This window comes from Chryseobacterium angstadtii, assembly GCF_001045465.1.
Classification (GTDB): Bacteria; Bacteroidota; Bacteroidia; order Flavobacteriales; family Weeksellaceae; genus Chryseobacterium; species Chryseobacterium angstadtii.
This window is the reverse complement of record NZ_LFND01000002.1, coordinates 606,681-626,581: the sequence shown is the minus strand read 5'-3', so window position 1 is coordinate 626,581 and position 19,901 is coordinate 606,681. Positions and strand designations below refer to the sequence as shown.

Annotated in this window: 17 protein-coding genes; 8 read left to right on the top strand and 9 right to left on the bottom strand. The window is 37.5% G+C overall.

Features of this window, described 5'->3' with window-relative positions:
* Positions 1–122 precede the first annotated feature (122 nt).
* Complete coding sequence (locus ACM46_RS08150) at positions 123–881, bottom strand: TIGR03915 family putative DNA repair protein (protein WP_048506120.1); 759 nt, start codon at positions 879–881, stop codon at positions 123–125.
* Between the two features lie 111 nt (positions 882–992).
* Positions 993–2,252 carry a putative DNA modification/repair radical SAM protein gene (locus tag ACM46_RS08145; RefSeq protein WP_048506119.1) on the bottom strand — a complete coding sequence of 420 codons (1,260 nt, stop codon included), beginning with the start codon at positions 2,250–2,252 and terminating at the stop codon, positions 993–995.
* Positions 2,253–2,395: 143 nt separating this feature from the next.
* Between ACM46_RS08145 and ACM46_RS08140 the strand changes: the two genes are divergently transcribed.
* The 5 genes from ACM46_RS08140 to ACM46_RS08120 all read left to right on the top strand — a co-directional run bounded on the left by ACM46_RS08140 (position 2,396) and on the right by ACM46_RS08120 (position 7,485).
* The gene (locus tag ACM46_RS08140) at positions 2,396–3,724 is read left to right on the top strand and encodes a hydroxymethylglutaryl-CoA reductase, degradative (RefSeq protein ID WP_048506118.1); all 1,329 of its coding nucleotides are present in this window, start codon (positions 2,396–2,398) and stop codon (positions 3,722–3,724) included.
* A 166-nt stretch (positions 3,725–3,890) separates the two neighbouring features.
* The gene (locus tag ACM46_RS08135; protein WP_048506117.1) at positions 3,891–4,967 is read left to right on the top strand and encodes a hypothetical protein; all 1,077 of its coding nucleotides are present in this window, start codon (positions 3,891–3,893) and stop codon (positions 4,965–4,967) included.
* 1 nt (position 4,968) lies between these two features.
* On the top strand, positions 4,969–5,355 hold the full coding sequence (locus ACM46_RS08130) for a DUF423 domain-containing protein (RefSeq protein WP_048506116.1): 387 nt from the start codon (positions 4,969–4,971) through the stop codon (positions 5,353–5,355).
* Between the two features lie 70 nt (positions 5,356–5,425).
* Positions 5,426–6,109: a hypothetical protein gene (locus ACM46_RS08125; RefSeq protein WP_048506115.1), complete on the top strand. Its 684-nt coding sequence runs from the start codon at positions 5,426–5,428 to the stop codon at positions 6,107–6,109.
* 98 nt (positions 6,110–6,207) lie between these two features.
* The gene (locus tag ACM46_RS08120; RefSeq protein WP_048506114.1) at positions 6,208–7,485 is read left to right on the top strand and encodes a chloride channel protein; all 1,278 of its coding nucleotides are present in this window, start codon (positions 6,208–6,210) and stop codon (positions 7,483–7,485) included.
* Between the two features lie 250 nt (positions 7,486–7,735).
* Here the strand turns inward: ACM46_RS08120 and ACM46_RS08115 are convergent, their stop codons facing one another.
* The 3 genes from ACM46_RS08115 to ACM46_RS08105 are packed head-to-tail and all read right to left on the bottom strand — an operon-like array spanning position 7,736 to position 12,114.
* Positions 7,736–9,139 carry a TolC family protein gene (locus tag ACM46_RS08115; protein ID WP_048506113.1) on the bottom strand — a complete coding sequence of 468 codons (1,404 nt, stop codon included), beginning with the start codon at positions 9,137–9,139 and terminating at the stop codon, positions 7,736–7,738.
* On the bottom strand, positions 9,123–10,436 hold the full coding sequence (locus ACM46_RS08110) for an HlyD family secretion protein (protein ID WP_048506112.1): 1,314 nt from the start codon (positions 10,434–10,436) through the stop codon (positions 9,123–9,125). The genes ACM46_RS08115 and ACM46_RS08110 overlap by 17 nt, the downstream gene beginning before the upstream one ends.
* A gap of 13 nt (positions 10,437–10,449) precedes the next feature.
* Entirely contained in the window at positions 10,450–12,114 is a 1,665-nt protein-coding gene (locus ACM46_RS08105) for a peptidase domain-containing ABC transporter (protein WP_048506174.1), read from the bottom strand.
* Positions 12,115–12,633: 519 nt separating this feature from the next.
* On the opposite strand from ACM46_RS08105, the gene sucC reads away from it, so the two are divergent.
* On the top strand, positions 12,634–13,824 hold the full coding sequence (sucC, locus tag ACM46_RS08100; protein ID WP_048506111.1) for an ADP-forming succinate--CoA ligase subunit beta: 1,191 nt from the start codon (positions 12,634–12,636) through the stop codon (positions 13,822–13,824).
* 125 nt (positions 13,825–13,949) lie between these two features.
* Positions 13,950–14,447 carry a hypothetical protein gene (locus ACM46_RS08095; RefSeq protein ID WP_048506110.1) on the top strand — a complete coding sequence of 166 codons (498 nt, stop codon included), beginning with the start codon at positions 13,950–13,952 and terminating at the stop codon, positions 14,445–14,447.
* A 31-nt stretch (positions 14,448–14,478) separates the two neighbouring features.
* On the opposite strand, the gene ACM46_RS08090 is transcribed toward ACM46_RS08095, so the two are convergent.
* The gene (locus tag ACM46_RS08090) at positions 14,479–15,363 is read right to left on the bottom strand and encodes a mechanosensitive ion channel family protein (protein ID WP_048506109.1); all 885 of its coding nucleotides are present in this window, start codon (positions 15,361–15,363) and stop codon (positions 14,479–14,481) included.
* Positions 15,364–15,457: 94 nt separating this feature from the next.
* Here ACM46_RS08090 and ACM46_RS08085 point away from each other — a divergent pair, with 94 nt between their 5' ends.
* A complete protein-coding gene (locus ACM46_RS08085; RefSeq protein ID WP_048506108.1) occupies positions 15,458–16,093 on the top strand; it encodes a peroxiredoxin in 636 nt (211 codons plus the stop codon).
* 99 nt (positions 16,094–16,192) lie between these two features.
* On the opposite strand, the gene ACM46_RS08080 is transcribed toward ACM46_RS08085, so the two are convergent.
* The 3 genes from ACM46_RS08080 to ACM46_RS08070 form a co-directional block, all read right to left on the bottom strand.
* Positions 16,193–16,783, bottom strand: coding sequence for a hypothetical protein (locus ACM46_RS08080; protein WP_048506107.1), 591 nt, complete (start codon positions 16,781–16,783; stop codon positions 16,193–16,195).
* A 160-nt stretch (positions 16,784–16,943) separates the two neighbouring features.
* The gene (locus tag ACM46_RS08075) at positions 16,944–17,459 is read right to left on the bottom strand and encodes a membrane protein (RefSeq protein ID WP_048506106.1); all 516 of its coding nucleotides are present in this window, start codon (positions 17,457–17,459) and stop codon (positions 16,944–16,946) included.
* Positions 17,460–17,552: 93 nt separating this feature from the next.
* Positions 17,553–19,823, bottom strand: coding sequence for a TonB-dependent siderophore receptor (locus ACM46_RS08070; protein ID WP_048506105.1), 2,271 nt, complete (start codon positions 19,821–19,823; stop codon positions 17,553–17,555).
* Between the last annotated feature and the right edge of the window lie 78 nt (positions 19,824–19,901).

Genomic DNA, 19,901 nt, shown 5'->3' with positions numbered 1-19,901 from the left:
CGATTTTTGTGAATTATATCTGTTACAAAATTAATAGTTTAAATAAAAAGTTCGAAAATAGAATTTGAAATAAGATCTTTTTTCGTCGAAATAAAAAGTTATCCACAATATGAGATTTCCGGCTACCATTTTTCGGTCAAATATTTCCAATATCTCTTCGGAACATGCTGCACATGAAGCTTCAGGTTTTTGCGTTCTGTAATATTGGTTTTTGTGAAATACCGCTGCCATAAGGTTTGGTAGTTCTTTTCCTCATCGTGGAATTTTTGCTGATATTTTTGCAGGTCTAATTTTTCTTCAGGATAAAAAAAATCACAGGTTTCCAGATCATAGAGAATTCCATAATTTCTCCTTAAATCATAAATCATCCATTTTTGATCCTGATAACGGTCTTTAAAATGTTTCCGGATCAAAGGAATGACATTAAAATCAGGATCGATTTTGGCAAAGAAAACACCATCCTGCATTTTTTCAAAACGGACAAAAGCCGTCATTCGATGCCTTTCCCGACTGACAGATTTACAGATTTTAGAAATTTTTAAAATATCATGATCTGCATAATTTTGCAGAATATTTTTATCAGGATGTTGGATAGACTGTTGGATGGCTGAAAAAATAAGCTGCTCCAGTTCCGGATCTTCCGATAAATAAACCTTCAACAATTCATGAATTCCTGATTTCCCGATATTCTGTTCTAATTTATTTAAAACTCTTTCAGATTTGTCATTTTGTGTAATCACCTCATGAATTTCTGCAAAAATATTTTCCTGATGAAACCTTTCTCTGCTTACAATTTCCACGTCCTTATAACGATATTCAAAAACTTCGAATATGGCGGTTAAAAGTCCGTCGAAACTGCCGTCGTAGAGAAGTGTAGTCATTGGGATGTGTTGATTTGATAATGTGTTGATGTGTTGATTGGGTTACAGTTAAATAGATAATTTCCAGTCTTCAATATTTTAATTTTTAAATTTTTTAATCTTTCAATCCATTTAAAACAAACTCAGCTGCTGCGAAAACTGGTTGTGAAATTTGGAAGAACTTCCGCCGATGAGAAGTTGCCTGAAATTCTGATCAGTCAGGTATTTCAGATAAGCATTTCCCGCAGTGAAATCAATGAAATATTTGGCGCGGTTGACGGCAGCTCCCAATTTTTTCAGATGGTCCATATTCAAAACCTGAAAACGTCTTGCACTCACAATTTTTTGTGCGGTTTTTACCCCAATTCCCGGAATCCTTAAAATCATTTGATAATCTGCAGTCTGCAAATTCACGGGAAACTGATGAAGATGTCTCAAAGCCCAGCTCAGCTTAGGATCAACTTCCAAATCTAAAAACGGCATTGTCGGATCTAAAATTTCTTCCGCTTTAAACCCGTAAAAACGCATCAGCCAATCCGATTGATAGAGACGGTTTTCACGAAGCATTGGAACTTCCGTTGTCAGAGAAGGCAGTCTCTTATCTTCCAAAACTGGGACATAGCCCGAATAATAGACTCTTTTCAGATTAAAATTTTTATAAAAATGATCGGCTACTTTGATAATCTGTAAATCATTTTCATTCGTAGCTCCCACGATCATCTGTGTAGATTGTCCGGCAGGAGCAAATTTGGGCACTTTTCTGAAAATTTTCTTTTCGTCTTTATACTGATCAATTCCTTTTTGTATGTAACGCATGGGAGCAATCATATCCTGGCGGTTTTTTTCCGGAGCCAATAATTTCAGTCCGCTTTCTGTAGGAATTTCAAGATTAACGGATAATCGGTCCGCATACAGTGCTGCTTCCTCCATCAGTTCATCGCTTGCTCCCGGAATAGATTTCAGGTGAATATAGCCATTGAAGTTCTCTTCCAGACGCAGTTTCTTGGCTACCCGCACAAGACGCTCCATAGTGGTATCTGCATTTTTGAAAATACCGGAACTCAGAAAAAGCCCTTCAATATAATTTCTTCGGTAAAAATTAATCGTCAGATCCACGACTTCTTCCACGGTAAATCCCGCTCTTTTAATATCATTGGAACTTCTGGATACACAATAAGCACAATCATAGATGCAGTGATTGGTGAGGAGAATTTTGAGCAGGGAAACACAGCGTCCGTCTTCCGTATAGGTATGGCAGATCCCACTTACGGAACTGTCTCCTAAAGCGCCTTTTTTATTCTTTCGGGTCCCGCCGCTGGATGAGCAGGAAACATCGTATTTCGCTGCATCGGCAAGGATTTCAAGCTTTTCTTTCAGGCGGTCAAAGTTCATATTTTTTTCAGGATGTTATGATTTGTATCAAAATTCTGTTCAAAATTAGTTCCAAAATTGATAAATGTCAACCTTTTTCAATGGAAGTTATCAACAATGGTGACTTACAAAATTACTATCTTTACACATATTAAATTTATGCTATGAATCATAAACCGGTAGAAGGTTTCTCTAAACTTACCAAGCAGGGGAAAATGGATTGGCTTGTCAATGAATACCTTGAAGGCAACGAAGATTATCAAAATATATTAAAACAATACTGGAACGAAAACACAGATCTTCAGAAGCTTCACGATGAGTTTTCTGAAAACACGATTTCCAATTTCTATATGCCGTACGGAATTGCCCCGAACTTTTTAATAGACGGGAAATTATTCGCTCTTCCAATGGCGGTGGAAGAAAGTTCGGTAGTGGCAGCGGCTTCAAAAGCAGCTAAATTCTGGATTGATAAAGGAGGATTTAAAACAACCATTATCAACAATGAAAAATTAGGACACACTCATTTTATTTTTAATGTAGAATCTCATAAACTGTCTCATTTCTTTAATTTTAATTTAAAGAAAAAACTCTTCGAAACGACTGAAGAGATTACCGCCAACATGAGAAAGAGAGGCGGAGGGATTCTGGATATCAAACTGGTTGATAAAACAGCCGAAATGCCCAATTATTATCAGCTTAAAGCAAGTTTTGATACGGTAGATTCCATGGGGGCAAACTTTATCAATTCATGTCTGGAGCAGTTTGGAAAAACGATGAAACAGGAGATTGCGGTCTCTGAAGATTTTACTCAGGAAGAAAAGAATTCCCTGCAGATTGTGATGAATATCCTTTCCAACTTTACACCTGATTGTCTGGTGAGAGCGGAAGTATCCTGTAAGATTGAAGACCTGAAAGACGACAGCGGAATTGCTCCGGAAGAATTTGCATGGAAATTCAAACAGGCGGTGACTATTGCAGAAATTGAACCTTTCCGTGCAACAACTCATAACAAAGGAATCATGAATGGTGTGGATGCAGTAGTGATTGCAACAGGAAATGATTTCAGGGCTACTGAAGCCTGTGCTCATGCGTATGCAGCAAGAGACGGACGATACAGATCGCTTACCCATTGCACAATTGACAACGGTATTTTCAGATTCTGGATTGATCTTCCGATTTCTGTAGGCGTTGTGGGCGGACTTACGAATCTTCATCCTTTGGTTAAGTTTTCACTGGCACTGCTTGGAAAGCCTTCAGCGCAGCAGCTGATGAGTATTCTGGCTGTTTCCGGACTGGCACAGAACTTTGGAGCCATCCGTTCTCTGGTAACTACAGGAATTCAGAAAGGACACATGAAAATGCACCTGTTGAATATTTTAAATCAGTTGGGTGCTACGGAAGAAGAAAAACAGCATTTTGTGACTTATTTTAAAGATAAGACGGTAAGCCATCATGAGGTGATCAATGAGTTTAACAGAATGAGAGGCCAGTAATGCTGCAGATTATATTACCTTTTGTATTCATTGTATTCGGGATCTTTTTAAAGAAAACGACATCTCCGGGTTTCAGGAATTCTAAAAAACTTTCCAATGTCTTTATTATTCTTGGAATTTCAACATTGGTAGCGAAACTTATTTTAATCTACATCAAATCAAAATAATGAAACGGAAAATAGTATTCTTTTTGTTTATTTCAGGTTTAAGTTTTTCACAGCAGCAGTTGGTGAAAATAACAGATCTGCAGCCCAAAACTGAAGATTCTGTTTTCCCTTTGATTTCCTATTCGAAAAATCCCTTAGTAGAAAAAAAGATCAATACCTATTTGCAGGTAAGCGAGCTGGAATATATTCCCGACTCAGGTGGGAATCCCTTTAAACTGGTTTCTACAGCCACTAATTCTTATTCCAACTATGTCTATTTCTACAGCTGGAAAAAATTGCAGACTCCTGACAATATTTTAAGTATAGCGATGGATGGAGAAGCTTCAGGAGCATATCCGGAAGGTTTTTCAAATTGGGAGAATTTTGATCTGCGGACAGGAAACGCTATTAATGCTTATGACTTATTTCAACCCAGTGCGGTGAAGGCAGTTGAAAATATAATCAATAAAAAAGTAAGAAAAAGAATTAATGATTTTCTTACCCAATTAAAATCAGAAAAAAATCCTACAGAAGAAGTTCAGGAACAGATCGGGTTGTACGAAGGTTGTTCTACGGACAATACTTTGGAATATATTAAATTTTATTTTGGAAAGACATCTCTGACTTTTGTTGCCGGGCGATGCTCTAATCATGCGATGAGAGCTCTGGATGATCTCGACAGCCATTCGATAGAAGTCCCGTATAAAGATCTTGAAAAATACTGGAGCTCTTACGCGAAAAATCTATTGTCGGGATCAGGAAATACAGCAACTACCGGCTTCCAGAATAAATTGATGAAAGGGAAAATAGATCAGTATCCCATCACTGTTCTGATTAAGCATTTGTATCAGGACAATGGTGAAACTTCCTTCTCTGCGGTATATTGGTATGATAAAAATAAAAAACTGATCGAGTGGAGCGGAAAGATAAAAGGAGATAAGATTTCCATCACCGAAAATGATCGTTATGATGAAGGCAAAGGAGAATGGATTCAGCGGGCTGAAATTCAGGCTGTAAGAAAAGGCAGCAGGATCACAGGAACCTGGCAGGATTACAAAACAAAAAAATATTTAAATCTAGAATTAGAAGAATTATAAAATGAAAACAATTACTTTGATTTTTGGTGCGGCATACGGAATGCTGTCCGTTATTTTGGGGGCATTCGGAGCACATGCTTTAAAGAAAATATTATCTGTGGAAAGGCTGGAAAGTTTTGAAACGGGAGTGAGATATCAGATGTATGCAGCCTTCTTTTTATTGGTTGTAGGATACATCTTAAAATTTGATACTTCATCGCAAAAATGGATTTCTATTTTCATGATTGCAGGAACCATGCTGTTTTCTTTCAGTATCTATTTTTTAAGCTTACAGGATTATCTTGGAGCCAACCTGAAATTCTTAGGGCCTATCACGCCGCTGGGAGGTCTGTTTATGATTCTAAGCTGGGGAATGCTGATTTGGTATTTTGCCAAGACAAAAATATAATCATTGCGGTTCAATCTGCAGAAAGAAAAATATACTCACTTTACATAGTGGCTTACCGAAAAATTTAAAAATGAATAATCGTTTTACAAGTTTTCTTATTGCGTTCCTTTTCCTTTTTCTAAGTGCTCACAAGATGGAAGCACAGGAGAAGAGAAAACTACTGAATGGAAATATTTTAACAGAAGTGAAGAATATTCAAAAGCGTTTTTCGGATAGTATAAGTCATTATGACTACAAAAAGAATTCTGTTTTATACAGTGAAAAATATAGAGCTTTTTACAGTGAAAAAATACAGAATCTGAAAAATTTGTACCAAAGTATATATGAAAAAGATGTAATTACCGGAAAGTTTGATACCAGTATTTTATTTAAGGCAACGAACGAGATACAGACAAACACAGTGTCGCCCCAAGAAGCTGCTCCTCAAGCTGAAACAAAAAGTAAAATTGTGGATATAGCTCAAATAGAAAACTATCAGCAGCTTACCGATTTAAAAAAGCGTTTAACTGTTGATTTTCCGGTTTATTTGATAGAGGACAGCGGTGAAGAACTTTACCAATGTAAATTGAATTTTATTATTGATGTGGATGGTAAATTCAAAAAAATAAAATACAGCGGGTCATCCGGCACAGAATTCAATATTATCAGTGCATTGTTCCTGTATGCAATCGGATCTTTGGAAAAGCCTTTGCTCTATAACAAAAAGCCAATTATCCAACAGTTTTCCCAACCGATTATAGTAAGATTTGAATAGATTATAGCACGTACTATTAAGGAGTTGTCGTGTATATGTGCATATTCAAAAACAGTAAAACAAATGATGAGGTTCTTTTAATATTTAAATTAAATTAAATGAAAATCAATAGAAGGAGACGGTTAATAAAAACATTCAATCTTCTTGATCAGCCTATAAGATTTAATCCTTTTGTATTCAGCCGTACTTTTTTCATGTGGGCTTTAACGGGTCTGGTAGGCGGAACTATTGCCGGACTTTACTGGATTGTCCTAGAGCATTTCACTGAATTTCTGGCAGCATTTCAGGGCTGGATGGTGATTCCTACAATGGCTATATGTGGTTTGCTGGCTGGCTTGGTCATTCATTTTATCGGAGATCCGGGAGAAATTCACCTTATCGTTAACAATATCCGTTTTAATAAAGGGAAATTAGACCCTAAAAACAATCCTTCCATGATTCTTTCATCTTTGTTTTGTGTAGCATCGGGTGGAAGTCTTGGGCCGGAAGCACCTTTGGTTCAGGTAACGGGTTCTACCGGAACTTGGCTCGGGAAGATTTTCAGATTGAAAGGAGAGGAGCTGCGTTCTCTGAGTATTGCAGGAATGGCCTCAGGTTTTACGGCACTTTTCGGAGCCCCATTAGGTGGAAGTTTGTTCTCTCTGGAAATTCTTCATCATAAACACGCCGTAGAATATTACAGGGCGATTATTCCGGCATTGGTGGCCAGCTGTTTCAGCTATGTGATGTTTGCACTGATCATTCATTTGGGAATAGGAGCTGCATGGGATCTGAAAGCCTATCATTATACAGGCGTTTATGATTTTGCATACGCGGCAGCTTTTGGTGTTGTGGGTACTTTATTCGGATGGATTTTTATTTTTGTGGTTAAGTTTTTCAAAAAGATTTTCGAATACAAATCATTTCCTATCTATATCAAAACATTGACGGGAGGAATTATTCTAGGAATTATAGCCTACAATTTTCCTATCACGAGATATTTTGGACACCATGAAATCAATGAACTGATCAACGGGAATTTTGCCCTTAATTTCCTGATTGTAATTCTGGTTTTTAAAATTATCGCCATTGCGGTTACCGTTACTTCCGGATGGAGAGGCGGCTTTATTATTCCGCTGTTTTTTGTGGGAACCACCTTAGGATTGATTATTCACCAGTTATTTCCTGCGGTAGATACTACACTGGCTATTGTAAGTTGTATGGCTGCCATCAATGCCTGTGTGACAAGAACACCTATGAGTACCACCATTATTCTGGGAACATTAACCGGATTTACCTATTTCGTCCCGATACTTTTCGCCAGCTTAACAGGTTATTTCCTGGCTCCTAAAATTCCATTCATCGGTTCACAATCAGAAAAATTATCTGAAGAATAAAAGCAATGCAACCTTTCTGTAATTAAAATCATCAGGATAATTTAACCCTCATCCTTCGTCGAATCAATGAAATTGATTCCGTCTTAGCTTACTTTATTCTGCAGTATAAAGTTTTCTTTGCGTTAAAAAATACCAGATGATTTGTTTCTTAACGCAAAGCTTTAATTTAATCTTGCATAGCTTAGGTGGCAAAGAGGGAATCAATTTCATTGATTCGATGAAGCGGATGGATAAGATGTTTTACCATTTTTTATAAAGAGAAGTTCTCCTTCATCCACTTGAGTTTGTTAAAACTTTTCAAAAACTTTGTTCTGATTGAAATAAATTTTTCCTGAGCATCTATCACCTTATTTTCCCTGGAATTGATCAGGAAAAGTGAACTTTCACCATTGCTGTATTTTGTTTCTTCCGCCATGAGAAGTTTTTGATAATTAGCAAGATTGTTTTGTGAGAGATTAATCTGGAGATGATAATTTACCAGCTCATTTTTATACGTTTCCATCTTGGTATCCAGTTCTCTTTTTTTAAGTTTAGTATCCAGTTGATTCTGGAGGATCTTAAACTTTGCCATCTGATAACTGGCTCTGGCTTCTCTTTGAAAAACCGGGATTTCAAGTTTTAATCCATACTGAAAATTATTGTCAAAAAGAGGAAGATAATCAGCACGGTAATTTTCTTTGTTGAAGAAATTATAAGTGAAGTCGAGTTTTGGAAGGAAGCTTTGCCATTTCAGTTTTCGTTCGCTTTCGAGTACATTATTTTTTTCCAAGTAATAAAGTACGGATAAATGGTTGTCTGTTGTTTTATGCTGAAGCTCCTGAAGCAGAAATTCAAAATCCGAATAGGCAGCATGATTCGAAAGACCATCAGAAGGATAAATCAGTTGCGATATTTCATAAAGCTCCTGATGGTCCTTCCATAGAAACACCTGAAGCTGTTGCGTGTTTTTTACAAAATTAAGATAAGCTTCCTGCTGCTGGAGTTCAAAGCTCTGAAGCTGCGAAAGTGCTTCTACGGTATCTATTGCTGCCCTTTCACCATATTCAAAAGTCTTTTGAGTTAAATTTAAACGGGCTTTGTTGATTTCTACGGCTTTGCTTTGGAGTCTGTAGATTTCAAAACTCTGCACCCATTCCCAGTAGGTATTTTCTGCGTCCAAAAGCAGATCATTGGTCAAAACGGCCTGTTCTGCTTCCGTCATTTTCAGGGCAAATTTAGCTTGGTCGAGTAAGGCTCTCCGCTTGTCGTACAACAGATTTTTAGCCAGAGGAATGGTGATTCCCATCTGATAAAGTCCGCCTTTGGTATCACTGGAATTCAGTTTTTGGCCATTCAGATCATTGTAGCTTGCTGTAAGATCAATTCCATACCAGGTGGGAATGCCCAGCTCTATATTTTTTTGTTGATAATACTGTGTCCCGTCAATATTCTTTTCTCCGAGTTTTGCCGCCAGAACCGGATCGAAATTCCCTCTTGCTTTTGTAATTTCGGACCCGGCTATTTTATTCTGAAGTTGATATTTTAAAGCCAGCGGATGATAATTCTTTACCGCAGAAATAAATTCTTGGGCTGAAATTTTAAGTGAATCCTGAGCTTGACCATATTGAAAAAAACAAAAGACAATAATGAAAAGAATTTTATTTAGATTTTTCATACGAACCGGCTTCATTATTTTTAACTTCATAATAATCAGGAGGGAATCCATTGATGTTTCTCCATAGTTCATACCAAATCGGCACATCATTCAGAATGGCAATTCCCTGCACTCCGGCTCCCATTTTAATTTTGGGTGGCCATTTTTTCTCTTTTTGATCTTCAATGATAAGTGCTTTGAAAAGCCCGTTTCCACTGATATTGCTTTCCACGGCTACTATTTTACCCGCAAAAGTCCCGTAGCTTGAATTGGGCCAACCGGAGAAAACAATGGCCGGAAATCCATCGAAAATACACATCACGCGCTGTCCTTCCTTCACAAGCGGAAGATCTACCGGCCTGATATAAATCTCTACGGCATAATTAACATTAGTAGGAACAATGGTTCCGATATTTTCCCCATCTTTCAGCACTTCTCCGATTCCGGACTTATTCAGCTGAACGACCTGCCCGTCCTGTGATGCAATAATGAAATACAAGCCCTGTCTTGCCTTGTAATTGGCCACCTGATTTTCCAGTTTCGCAATATCCCCTTCACTGCCTTCAATCTGGCCCATACTCTGGAAACGTTCGCCTTCTGTTTTGCTCAGCTTTTCCGTATAATCCTGAATCACGGAATTCTGTTCAATGCCTGTATTTAAAATTTCCTGACGGGTTTGCGCTACTTTATTTTCTGCGGATGTTTTCTTGGCCGTCGCATTTTGATATGAGATACTTCTCTGCTGAAACTGGGTAAGAGAGACCAGGCCTTCATCATACATTTTTTTCTGTCGGGAAAACTGATCTTCAGAAAGCCTGAGTTCATTAAGAGCAGCGGTCAGTTCAGCTTCTTCAGCTGTTAGTTTATTATTTAACTGGCTGATCTTTATTTTCAGTTGATTGAGTTTAAGATCTCTTGCCGTGTTTAACGCCTGAAGCTGGTTTTTGGCTGTTCCTGCTTTGGCTTCATAATATTCTCTGACGCCTTTTTTTGCCTGTACCTGCTGCTGGGTTCTCTGGACAAGAAGTGGATCCAGATAATCGTCTTTTATTTCCGAAAGCTGAAGCAGCGTATCGCCTTTTTTTACATAATCACCGTTTTTTACATTCCATTTGATGATTTTTCCGGGGATAGGAGAGTTAAGCTGCTGCGGACGCTGTTCCTGATAAAGAGAAGTTACATTTCCCTTTACTTTAATGTTCTGTGTCCAGGGAAGAAATAGCGTGATAATACCGCCAATAAAGATAAACAGAAACCATCTTTTGACCCTGGATTTTTTATGAATATGATATATTTTATGATAGGACTGTAGTTCCATTTTGTTTCAATTTTTATGATATAACCTTTAAAGTTCCGTCTTCCATATGAAGGTGCTGATCTGCATGCTGAAGCAGGTCTTCATTCTGTGAAACAATAATTACGGTTGTTTTTTCTTTGATTTTTTGCAGGTATTCAATCATTTTATCCTGATACTCTTCGCGGATGCCTGCAAAAGGATTTTCCAGAATGATGAGCTTTTTCTCTCCTAAAAGGGCACGCAGCAGAAGAATTTTTTTCTTTGAACTGAAGGTAATTTCCGAATCCGTTTCGCTTACTTCCGTAAAAAATCCGTTGCTGAACAGGCTTGAAATATTTTCTATTCCAAGATTTTCCGAAAGCTCCAGAATATCTTCGGTACTGCTCTGGCTGTTGCCAAGTAATATATTTTCCTTTACCGTTCCCTGAATGATCTTCATATTTTCAAGATAAAGACTCATGGTATTCCTCAGCTGTTTCTTATCTATATTTTGTAACGGAATTCTGTCGAAAAGTATAGTCCCGGAGCTGGGTTCAAAGAAACCGGCAATCATATTGAGAAGAAGAGATTTTCCGGTTCCCAGCTTTCCGGTTAGAATGGTAATGCTGTTTTCCGGGATTTTAAAATTCAGGTCGGAAAGAATCGGAATGCTGTCATTAAATGAAAAGCTGACGTTTTTGAATTCAATTTCCCGCCCTTTTTCTTTCTGAGACAGGACGATTTCACCATTTTTCTCCTCTTTAAGCTCAGTAATTTTTGAAAGCTTGGCGAAAGAAGCGATGAGGTCATAATAGCTTTCAAGACTCACAATCAGTTTTTCTACTGCGGACATAATGCTTAAAACAACAATCTCCGTAGCAATAAAAGCCCCGATATTAAGCTTTTGATTAATCAGAAGGTAAGTCCCGATTGCCAGCATAGCCAACGTAATAATGACTTTAAAGGCAATAATCGTTTTATACTGGAAAACAAGAACCTTAAAATGAGATGTTCTGTGATCGAGATATTCTACCACTCTTTCATCCGTTCCGTGCAGATGAACTTCCTTTTCAGAGTGCATCTTAAATGTTTTCACAGATCCGGCAATATCTTCTATCCAGGCTGCGGTATCATATTTTTTGTTGCTCTCTTCAATACTGGATTTAATCCCGCTTTCCATGGTGTATCTGAATATAATCACAACGGAAATCACAACCAACCCTCCGAATGCCAGAAACCACGGATGATAAAAGGATAGCAAAAGAATTCCGAAGAATATCTGAATCAGTGCGGTAGGAATTTCCAGAAGGATTTTTGAAACTCCTTTCTGAAGATTCGGAATATCAAAAAAACGGTTGACAAGCTCCGGAAGATAGTATTTCCGGGTATAAGAAAGATCTACCTTTGGAATTTTGTCTGCAATTTCCATAGAGAATTCTACAAAAATTTTCTGCTGTATTTTTTCGATGATCTGGATTACCTTTAATCTGAAATATCCAGCCAGCCATGTTCCGATGACCACAAAAAATATAAGAATATAAATAGAGGTAGCCATCGTAGCTCCCATCACGAAGCTTACAATAGACTGTATGCCCAAAGGGATGCTCAGCAGCACGAGACCGTTCAGAATAGCATAAAAATAAATATTGGTGACATCCTTTTTCTCTTTCGTAATGTAGCGGATGAGCCTTTTACCCTGTTCATTAGCTGTACTTTCCATCTTTCTTAGTAAGGTTGAATATTTTAAACAATCCGAAATCCGGGTACGAAAATTTCTTTCGGTCATGATTTTGAATTAAAAAAATCATGAGTTTCCATGTTTTATTTCGGGGCCTCAAAGATAATGGATGGGATCTGTTAATGATTCTCAGACAGATTAGAATGAGATTAAAATGTGATTAGAATAGGGCATCTCCGACAGGTTTTGTATCTGCATTCATCAGATATTCTTACATTCGCGGCATAGAAGGAGAAGGGTGTAATTGGGAGAACTTACGGTTTTATTTTAAATCTGTTCTTCAGAGGTTATTCATCTGCTCCGGGACTGAAGAATGAATGAAATGGAATGTTTCGAAAGGTTTGAAACAGGGTGATATTTTCACAGAGCAACTGATGTAAGTTGATTTTTGTCAACAATTTAAAATTTGCTTTCAACTTCTCTTTTGTAATTCTTTAAATCTAAACTCTTTTTAGTAAATTTGTCAACCTTTAAATTTTAAAATAAAATAATAAAAATAATATGAATCTTCACGAGTATCAATCAAAAGAGATTTTATCAAAGTATGGAGTAGCTATCCAACGTGGTTTCGTAGCGAATAACGTAGATGAGGCTGTAGCAGCTGCTGAGAAATTGACTGCTGAAACCGGAGCACAAGCTTGGGTTGTAAAAGCACAGATTCACGCAGGTGGTCGTGGTAAAGGTGGCGGTGTAAAGTTCTCTCCAAACATGGATAAGCTTAAAGAAAACGCTCAGAACATCATCGGAATGCAGTTGGTAACTCCACAAACTTCTGCTGAAGGTAAAAAAGTACACTCTGTTTTGGTTGCAGAAGATGTTTATTATCCTGGAGAATCTGAAACTAAAGAATTTTATGTTTCTATTCTTTTAGACAGAGCTGAAGGTAAAAATACAATCGTATATTCTACTGAAGGAGGAATGGATATTGAGCACGTAGCTGAAGTAACTCCTCACTTGATCCACAAAGAAATCATTGATCCTGCTTTAGGTCTTCAAGGATTCCAGGCTAGAAAAATTGCTTTCAATTTAGGTCTTGAAGGAAATGCTTTCAAAGAATTCACAAAATTCATTGCATCTCTTTATAATGCTTATACAGGTATTGATGCTTCTCTTTTCGAAATCAACCCGGTTTTGAAAACTTCTGATAACAAAATTATCGCTGTAGATGCTAAAGTAACTTTGGATGACAACTCACTGTTCCGTCACAAAGACTTAGCTGAACTTAGAGATACAAGAGAAGAAGATCCAATGGATGTAGAAGCTGGTGAAGCTGGTCTTAACTTCGTAAAGCTTGATGGTAACGTTGCTTGTATGGTAAACGGTGCTGGTCTTGCAATGGCAACTATGGATATCATCAAATTATCTGGTGGTAACCCGGCTAACTTCCTTGACGTAGGAGGTACTGCAGATGCTCAGAGAGTACAGACTGCTTTCGGAATCATCCTTAGAGATCCTAATGTAAAAGCAATCCTTATCAACATCTTCGGAGGTATTGTAAGATGTGACAGAGTTGCTCAGGGTGTTGTAGATGCTTACAGAGCGATGGGAAGCCTTCCGGTTCCTTTGATCGTAAGACTACAGGGAACTAATGCTGTAGAAGCTAAACAATTAATTGACGAGTCTGGTCTTCCGGTACACTCTGCAATTACTTTGGAAGAAGCTGCAAACAAAGTAAAAGAAGTTTTAGCATAATACTAAAAATTCAAATAAATATAAAAACCGTTTCATTTTTGGAACGGTTTTTTCTTTTTGATTAATTAGGATTGGTTAAAACCTTTTATTTATTGTTGATTTATTAATTGAATAAATACTAATTGATGAAGAATATAAACATTTCAGACCCATGTTCGGTCAATTGGGCGGATATGTTGCCTCAGGAAAAGGGAAGATTCTGCTCTTCCTGCAGCAAATGTGTCATTGATTTTACAGAAAAGAAGCCTGAAGAAATTGAATCTATTTTCAAAGAGAGACAGGAAGAAAATATTTGCGGCAGATTTTATAATTATCAACTGGGTAGTAAGACCGAGAAATCTGAGAAATTGAAAAGGAGGTTTTTGAAATCCATTCCTTTGAATTTTCAGAACAATAGAATAGCTCTGTCCATAATTTCCATCATTTTATTTTTGACAGGCTGCTCTAAGCCGAAAGAAGAAGCCTGCGCAACCACCACAGGTGTTGTAGTTATGGAAGAAGACAGCCTTCTTACTAATGATCAATATGTAATGGGCGAGATGAAGATCGAAAATGATTCCGTTGCCAAAATACATCAGAAGGACAGTCTGAAATCAAAACATCAGAAAAAAATTGAGAAATAAAAAAACCGCTTAAAAAAAGCGGTTAGTATTTTTACTTATCCTGATTTTCACCGGGATGGCTTTCTCCGTTGGTGATACTGATACTCGTAGGCGTTACCAGCTGTATGTTATCGGCATCCAGACGCTCTTTGATCTTCAGGTAGGCCTCACTTTTCAGCTGAACCATATTGGCCCCTACTTTCATCCAGAATTTAGCCTGAAGGTTGAAATTTCCCTGTTTTAAATCCGTGAAAATAACTTCCGAAGTATCCAGTTTGTCTACATTGTCAAGACTTTTAATAACATCCAGCATTCCTTTCTGTGCTTTGCTGATATCTTCATCTGCAGGAATTTCAAAATTCAGAATAATTCTGCGTTGAGGGGAAGCCGTGATATTGTAGAAAGGGGCATTAAAAACCACCTGATTCGGAATATAAGCTTTTTTGCCATCGTCAGTAATGATTTTGGTTGTTAGAAATCCAATTTCCTGAACCGTACCGGAGTGAGTCCCGATGGTAATATAATCGCCCACTTTAAATGCTTTATCAATTCCGATCAGCATTCCTGAGAAAATACTGGAGACAAGATCTTTCAATGCAACCCCGGCAATTACCCCTGCCACTCCTAAACTTCCGATAAACTTCCAAAGGAATCCGCTGAAGCCCATGATTTCAAGTGTAATGAAAGTTCCCATCATCATAATCAGAAACCGGAATATACTGATTAAGGTGACCAGTGAGCTTTCTTTTTTGCTTTTAGGAAAAAATTTATGAAATAATTTTACAGCTCCCAAACTGAGATACTTACTAGTAATCAGGAAAAAAGTGAAGACTAAGATTCCCACGATAAGTTTGGGGGTAAGTTCGGCAAACTTCATATACCAGCTTTCCAAAACCCTGTAAATAACATTTGTGTAGCTGTGTTCAATGTTCTGCATGGATAAATTTTTAATTAAAGATATAAATTTTCATCAAAAATTTTGCCAGTATCAAAAAGTCTACTAAATTTGTAGACTAATAAAGCGAAATATTATGTCAATCAAACTAGGAGATACAGCACCGGACTTTCAGGCAGAGACCACTTTAGGCGATATAAAATTCCATGAGTTTCTGGGAAATTCCTGGGGAATCCTTTTCTCACATCCTGCAGATTATACGCCGGTATGCACTACAGAACTGGGATATACTTCAAAGCTGAAGTCGGAATTTGATCAGAGAGGAACCAAAGTAATTGCTTTGAGTGTGGATGGAGTAGAAGACCATCAGAACTGGATCAGGGACATTAATGAGACTCAGAATACAGATGTGCAGTTTCCGATTATTGCTGATAAGGACAGACAAATTTCAGAGCTTTATGATTTTATTCATCCGAATGCTTCGGCTACGGCAACCGTTCGTTCTTTACTGATCATTGATCCAGAAAAGAAAGTAAGACTTATTATTACGTATCCGGCTTCTACGGGAAGAAATTTTAATGAGATTCTCAGAGTGCTGGATTCTCTTCAGCTGGTTGATTCACATAAAGTAGCTACGCCAGTCAACTGGGAAAACGGTGAGGATGTTATTATTCCACCGGCTATTTCTACGGAAGATGCCCGGAAAATATTCCCGAAAGGCGTTACAGAAATAAAGCCGTATCTGAGATATACGCCCCAACCTAATACATGATTTATTTGATTTTTTATAGTTTAGTTTTAATTTGTACGAAAATCGCCCCGAAAAATATTCCGGGGCGATTTCATTTTTATCTGATTACTGTAAAATAAATTATCTTACATCTCTTGCTACTTCTTTAGCTTTTGAAGTAGGTAAGTAAATACTGAATCCTACGTTGAAAGTAATGTTAGAATTCAAACCTTCGCTACCAAATCCTGCTCTACCTTTGTATTTCACTAAACCTTCCAAACCTATATTAGGCGTAATGAAATAAGAGTACCCAGGACCTGCTCCAAAGTCTAATCCGGTAGTAGAGCTTCCATTCTCAACAGATCTACCTCCGATCCCTACGTTTCCTTCAAGGAACCATCTACCGTGGTGTAATAAGTTATCAACACCTTTTTCTCCCGGTGATAGATAATAACGTCCTAAACCACCTACTCCATAAGTGAATTCTGTTGGGCTTCCGTTGGTAACTTTGTTGATCGCTAAATCTACATATCCCCCGATTGCTACATTGTCCTCAATAAAATAAGCACCTTGTGGCTGGATACCAATATTGTACCCACCTCCGGTATTTAATCCAAAATTACTGGAGATCAATTTACTTCCTACCAGCCAGTTACCTTTTTGAATCTGAGCATTAGCTGTTGCAGTCAAACCTGTTACTGCCAATATTCCTGCAAAAATTAGTTTTTTCATAATTTATTATTTTAATAATTAAATGTTATCATTTGTAGATTTTATAAAAGACAAGAAATGTGCCATACTTCTTAATTTTAGATAAAAACTCAGAATAACTGTTAATTTACAGGTAATCGAAATGTGAATTATTTGGTCATTTTTTTGATGATACCACAATTTAAATAAAAAGAAGGATCACTGAAATAATCAGGCCGGCAATTGTGAATTTAATTCCTCTTTTAAAGGCTTTTGTCTTAGGATTAAACATCCAGAAGCTGGAAATCACGAAGAAAAATAAGGAGATCCCGAAAAATGTATTCAGTGGTGATAAGGTTTCTTTTGACTGCGATTTGTGAAGCTTTACCATTTTATCCAGAACAAACGGAAGTTCCATCTTGCTGTATTTGGCCTGCCCGGTTGATGAGTCATAAGTTCCTCTCTTAAAATGAAGAATATTGCCTTCTGTTTTTTCCACTTCCAGCCCTTTGATTTTTAATTCTTTCCCCAATTCTTTTTCGGAAAGATGAGCAGCGATGGTCTTATCATATTTCTTCTCCTTTTTTAGGAAGTCCGTATCTCTGTAAACAAGCAGAACTCCGCTCAGGGCGTAAACTGCCATTATTCCCGCCAGAAAATAACCGAGATAGCGGTGCGTGATTCTCATGAAACTTCTTGTGTCCTTGATCTTATCCATATCGTATTGTTTGTTTTGTATATAATTTAAAAAGCGGAAACTGCAAAAATGCAATTTCCACTTTAAATGGTGAAATTATTATAGTATTTAATTCTAAAGTTTATACGTCAGAGTAAAATAATAGTTTCTAGGAGTAATCGGGTTTACTGAATAGTTTTCGTGTACGTTATAATTCACTACGTCAAACAGGTTGCCCACTCTTCCCTGTATAGAAAATTTGTTCCACTCATAGCCTACAGATACAGATACGGTGGTGTAATCTTTCAGTTTAAATGTTCTGCTTACTCCATTTCTGGCTGCTAAGCTGTTGCTTCCGGTTTTTGTATCATTCCATCCTGCCAGACGATCTCCGATATAGTAAGCACCAGCTCCTACTTTAAGACCTTTCGCAAAACGTGTAAATTTGTAGAATACCGAAGCATTGGCTGTGGTAGCAGGAGTTCTTACAAGTCTTTGCTCTTCCACGTATCCAAATTTTTCAGGAGTATCAAGATAGACAGAGTTGTTATAAGAGAATCCACCAATAATGGATAAATTCTCATTAGGATTTCCTGTAATGTCCAATTCTACCCCGCGGCTTCTCATTTTTCCGGCGAAATCTTTTAAAAGTCCGTTAGGATCTATCTGTAATCCGGCATCGTTTAAAGCAACCTGATAGTAATTTCTGTAAAGGATCTGGTATACGGTTAGGTTGATGGCCAGGGCATTGTTCCAAAGGTTTTTCTTAGCTCCCACTTCATACTGATCAATATAAGTAGGTCTAAGGCTTTGCTGATCCCTGTCGAAACCTACATTGTTCGAGAATGAATTGGTATAGGTTGCAAACACAGAGAGGTTGTCGTTCGGCATATACACAACTCCTGCTTTTGGTGAAAGTGCCATATCAGAAGAACTTGAATTCGGAACATCAGGCGTAGTGTTGTCCTTGAAGTTTTCTTTTCTGGTGCTTTTGTTTTCTACGTAAGACCATCTTAGACCTGCCAATACCTTAAATTCCTTAGAAATACTGATGAAATCCTGTGCATATACCCCGATTCTTTGGGTAGGAATTCTTGTTCTTTCATATTTTGCTACATGCTCCGCAGTAGGCATGGTACCGCTTGCCCAAGTTGAAGGATCATCCATATAGACAAGACCGTTTGGATTTCCATTGGTTCCGAACAGGAAAGTTGTTCCGTAAATAGATGGTTTTTTAGGATCTGTCGTAGGATCATAATAAGTATAAGAATCAGCAAGACCATAATCTGCGTCTGTTCCTATTAAAACTTTATGGTTGATTTTCCCGGTATTGAATTCCCCGTTGATATTAGCCTGGAAAGAAGTATAATTTTGCTCGTTATAGGTTCTGTTTAGAGGTCTTTTCCATACCAGACGGTTGTTTGTACCGTATTCCCACTGCACTCTTTCTGTAGAAAAATAATCCTTGGTATAGTTTTGATAAGAAGCCGTAGCATTCAAAGACCATCTTTCACTAAACTGATGGTTAAAAGTAACGTTAGTAGAAAGCTGTTCTACATTTTGATACTGCCAGTCGGTTCCTAAAAACGCGTTTCTCGACAGGATATCATTCATGACGTAGCTTTTGTCTGGATTGGTAATGGCCCCGATCCCGAAATCCGGTGTAAAATTGTTTTTAAGATAATCTGCTTCAACAATTAACTGAGATTTTGGACTTAAATTAAATAAGAATGAAGGATTGAAGTAATATTTTTCAGACTCTACTACATCTCTGAAACTTTCAGCATATTCATAAGCACCATTGATTCTGAAGGCAATATTCTTGGAAAGAGGTCCATAAATATCTACTGTTGGTTTATAAGAATTCCAGCTTCCGCCGTTCAGTCCTATGCTTCCCCCAAAGTTGAATTTAGGTTTTTTGGTAATCATATTGATGATTCCTCCTGCTGCCGTGTTACCATAAAGCATCGCATTAGATCCTTTCAGTACTTCCACTCTTTCCAAACCGCTTACTTCAGGAAATACTCCGCTGTTGATTCTAGCTCCGTTTTTAAAGATATTATCATTACCCAAAATAAAACCACGGCCTCCAAAACTGTCCTGAGAACCACCTCTGGAAGAAGTCAAGTACATCCCGTTAACATTTTGAAGAACATCGCTCAACTGTTTTGCCTGTTGCTGCTCAATGATTTCATGAGTTACAATAGAGATAGGCTGAGGATTTTCCATTACCGTAAGCGTAGACTTCGTAGAGAAGGTTTTCGCCTGGTTCGGGTTTCCGGTTTTGTGAAGATTGATGTCTTCTATAGTTTGAGTCCTGATGGTATCAGTTTCAGGGTTTTTCATCTGTGCACTTAAAGATAAGGCAGTCAATAAAAAACCTAAAGAAGCTAGTTGTTTTTTCATTTCTTATTTTTATGTAGAATAGTTTTAAATAGCCGCAAAAATAAGAAATTGGAAACATTCAATTTAGAATTAATAAAA

Excerpts from the sequence above, each read along its gene's own strand:
- ACM46_RS08150 (WP_048506120.1), bottom strand. The coding sequence starts at position 881 with ATGACTACACTTCTCTACGACGGCAGTTTCGACGGACTTTTAACCGCC.
- ACM46_RS08145 (WP_048506119.1), bottom strand. The coding sequence starts at position 2,252 with ATGAACTTTGACCGCCTGAAAGAAAAGCTTGAAATCCTTGCCGATGCA.
- ACM46_RS08140 (WP_048506118.1), top strand. The coding sequence starts at position 2,396 with ATGAATCATAAACCGGTAGAAGGTTTCTCTAAACTTACCAAGCAGGGG.
- ACM46_RS08135 (WP_048506117.1), top strand. The coding sequence starts at position 3,891 with ATGAAACGGAAAATAGTATTCTTTTTGTTTATTTCAGGTTTAAGTTTT.
- ACM46_RS08130 (WP_048506116.1), top strand. The coding sequence starts at position 4,969 with ATGAAAACAATTACTTTGATTTTTGGTGCGGCATACGGAATGCTGTCC.
- ACM46_RS08125 (WP_048506115.1), top strand. The coding sequence starts at position 5,426 with ATGAATAATCGTTTTACAAGTTTTCTTATTGCGTTCCTTTTCCTTTTT.
- ACM46_RS08120 (WP_048506114.1), top strand. The coding sequence starts at position 6,208 with ATGAAAATCAATAGAAGGAGACGGTTAATAAAAACATTCAATCTTCTT.
- ACM46_RS08115 (WP_048506113.1), bottom strand. The coding sequence starts at position 9,139 with ATGAAAAATCTAAATAAAATTCTTTTCATTATTGTCTTTTGTTTTTTT.
- ACM46_RS08110 (WP_048506112.1), bottom strand. The coding sequence starts at position 10,436 with ATGGAACTACAGTCCTATCATAAAATATATCATATTCATAAAAAATCC.
- ACM46_RS08105 (WP_048506174.1), bottom strand. The coding sequence starts at position 12,114 with ATGGAAAGTACAGCTAATGAACAGGGTAAAAGGCTCATCCGCTACATT.
- sucC (WP_048506111.1), top strand. The coding sequence starts at position 12,634 with ATGAATCTTCACGAGTATCAATCAAAAGAGATTTTATCAAAGTATGGA.
- ACM46_RS08095 (WP_048506110.1), top strand. The coding sequence starts at position 13,950 with ATGAAGAATATAAACATTTCAGACCCATGTTCGGTCAATTGGGCGGAT.
- ACM46_RS08090 (WP_048506109.1), bottom strand. The coding sequence starts at position 15,363 with ATGCAGAACATTGAACACAGCTACACAAATGTTATTTACAGGGTTTTG.
- ACM46_RS08085 (WP_048506108.1), top strand. The coding sequence starts at position 15,458 with ATGTCAATCAAACTAGGAGATACAGCACCGGACTTTCAGGCAGAGACC.
- ACM46_RS08080 (WP_048506107.1), bottom strand. The coding sequence starts at position 16,783 with ATGAAAAAACTAATTTTTGCAGGAATATTGGCAGTAACAGGTTTGACT.
- ACM46_RS08075 (WP_048506106.1), bottom strand. The coding sequence starts at position 17,459 with ATGGATAAGATCAAGGACACAAGAAGTTTCATGAGAATCACGCACCGC.
- ACM46_RS08070 (WP_048506105.1), bottom strand. The coding sequence starts at position 19,823 with ATGAAAAAACAACTAGCTTCTTTAGGTTTTTTATTGACTGCCTTATCT.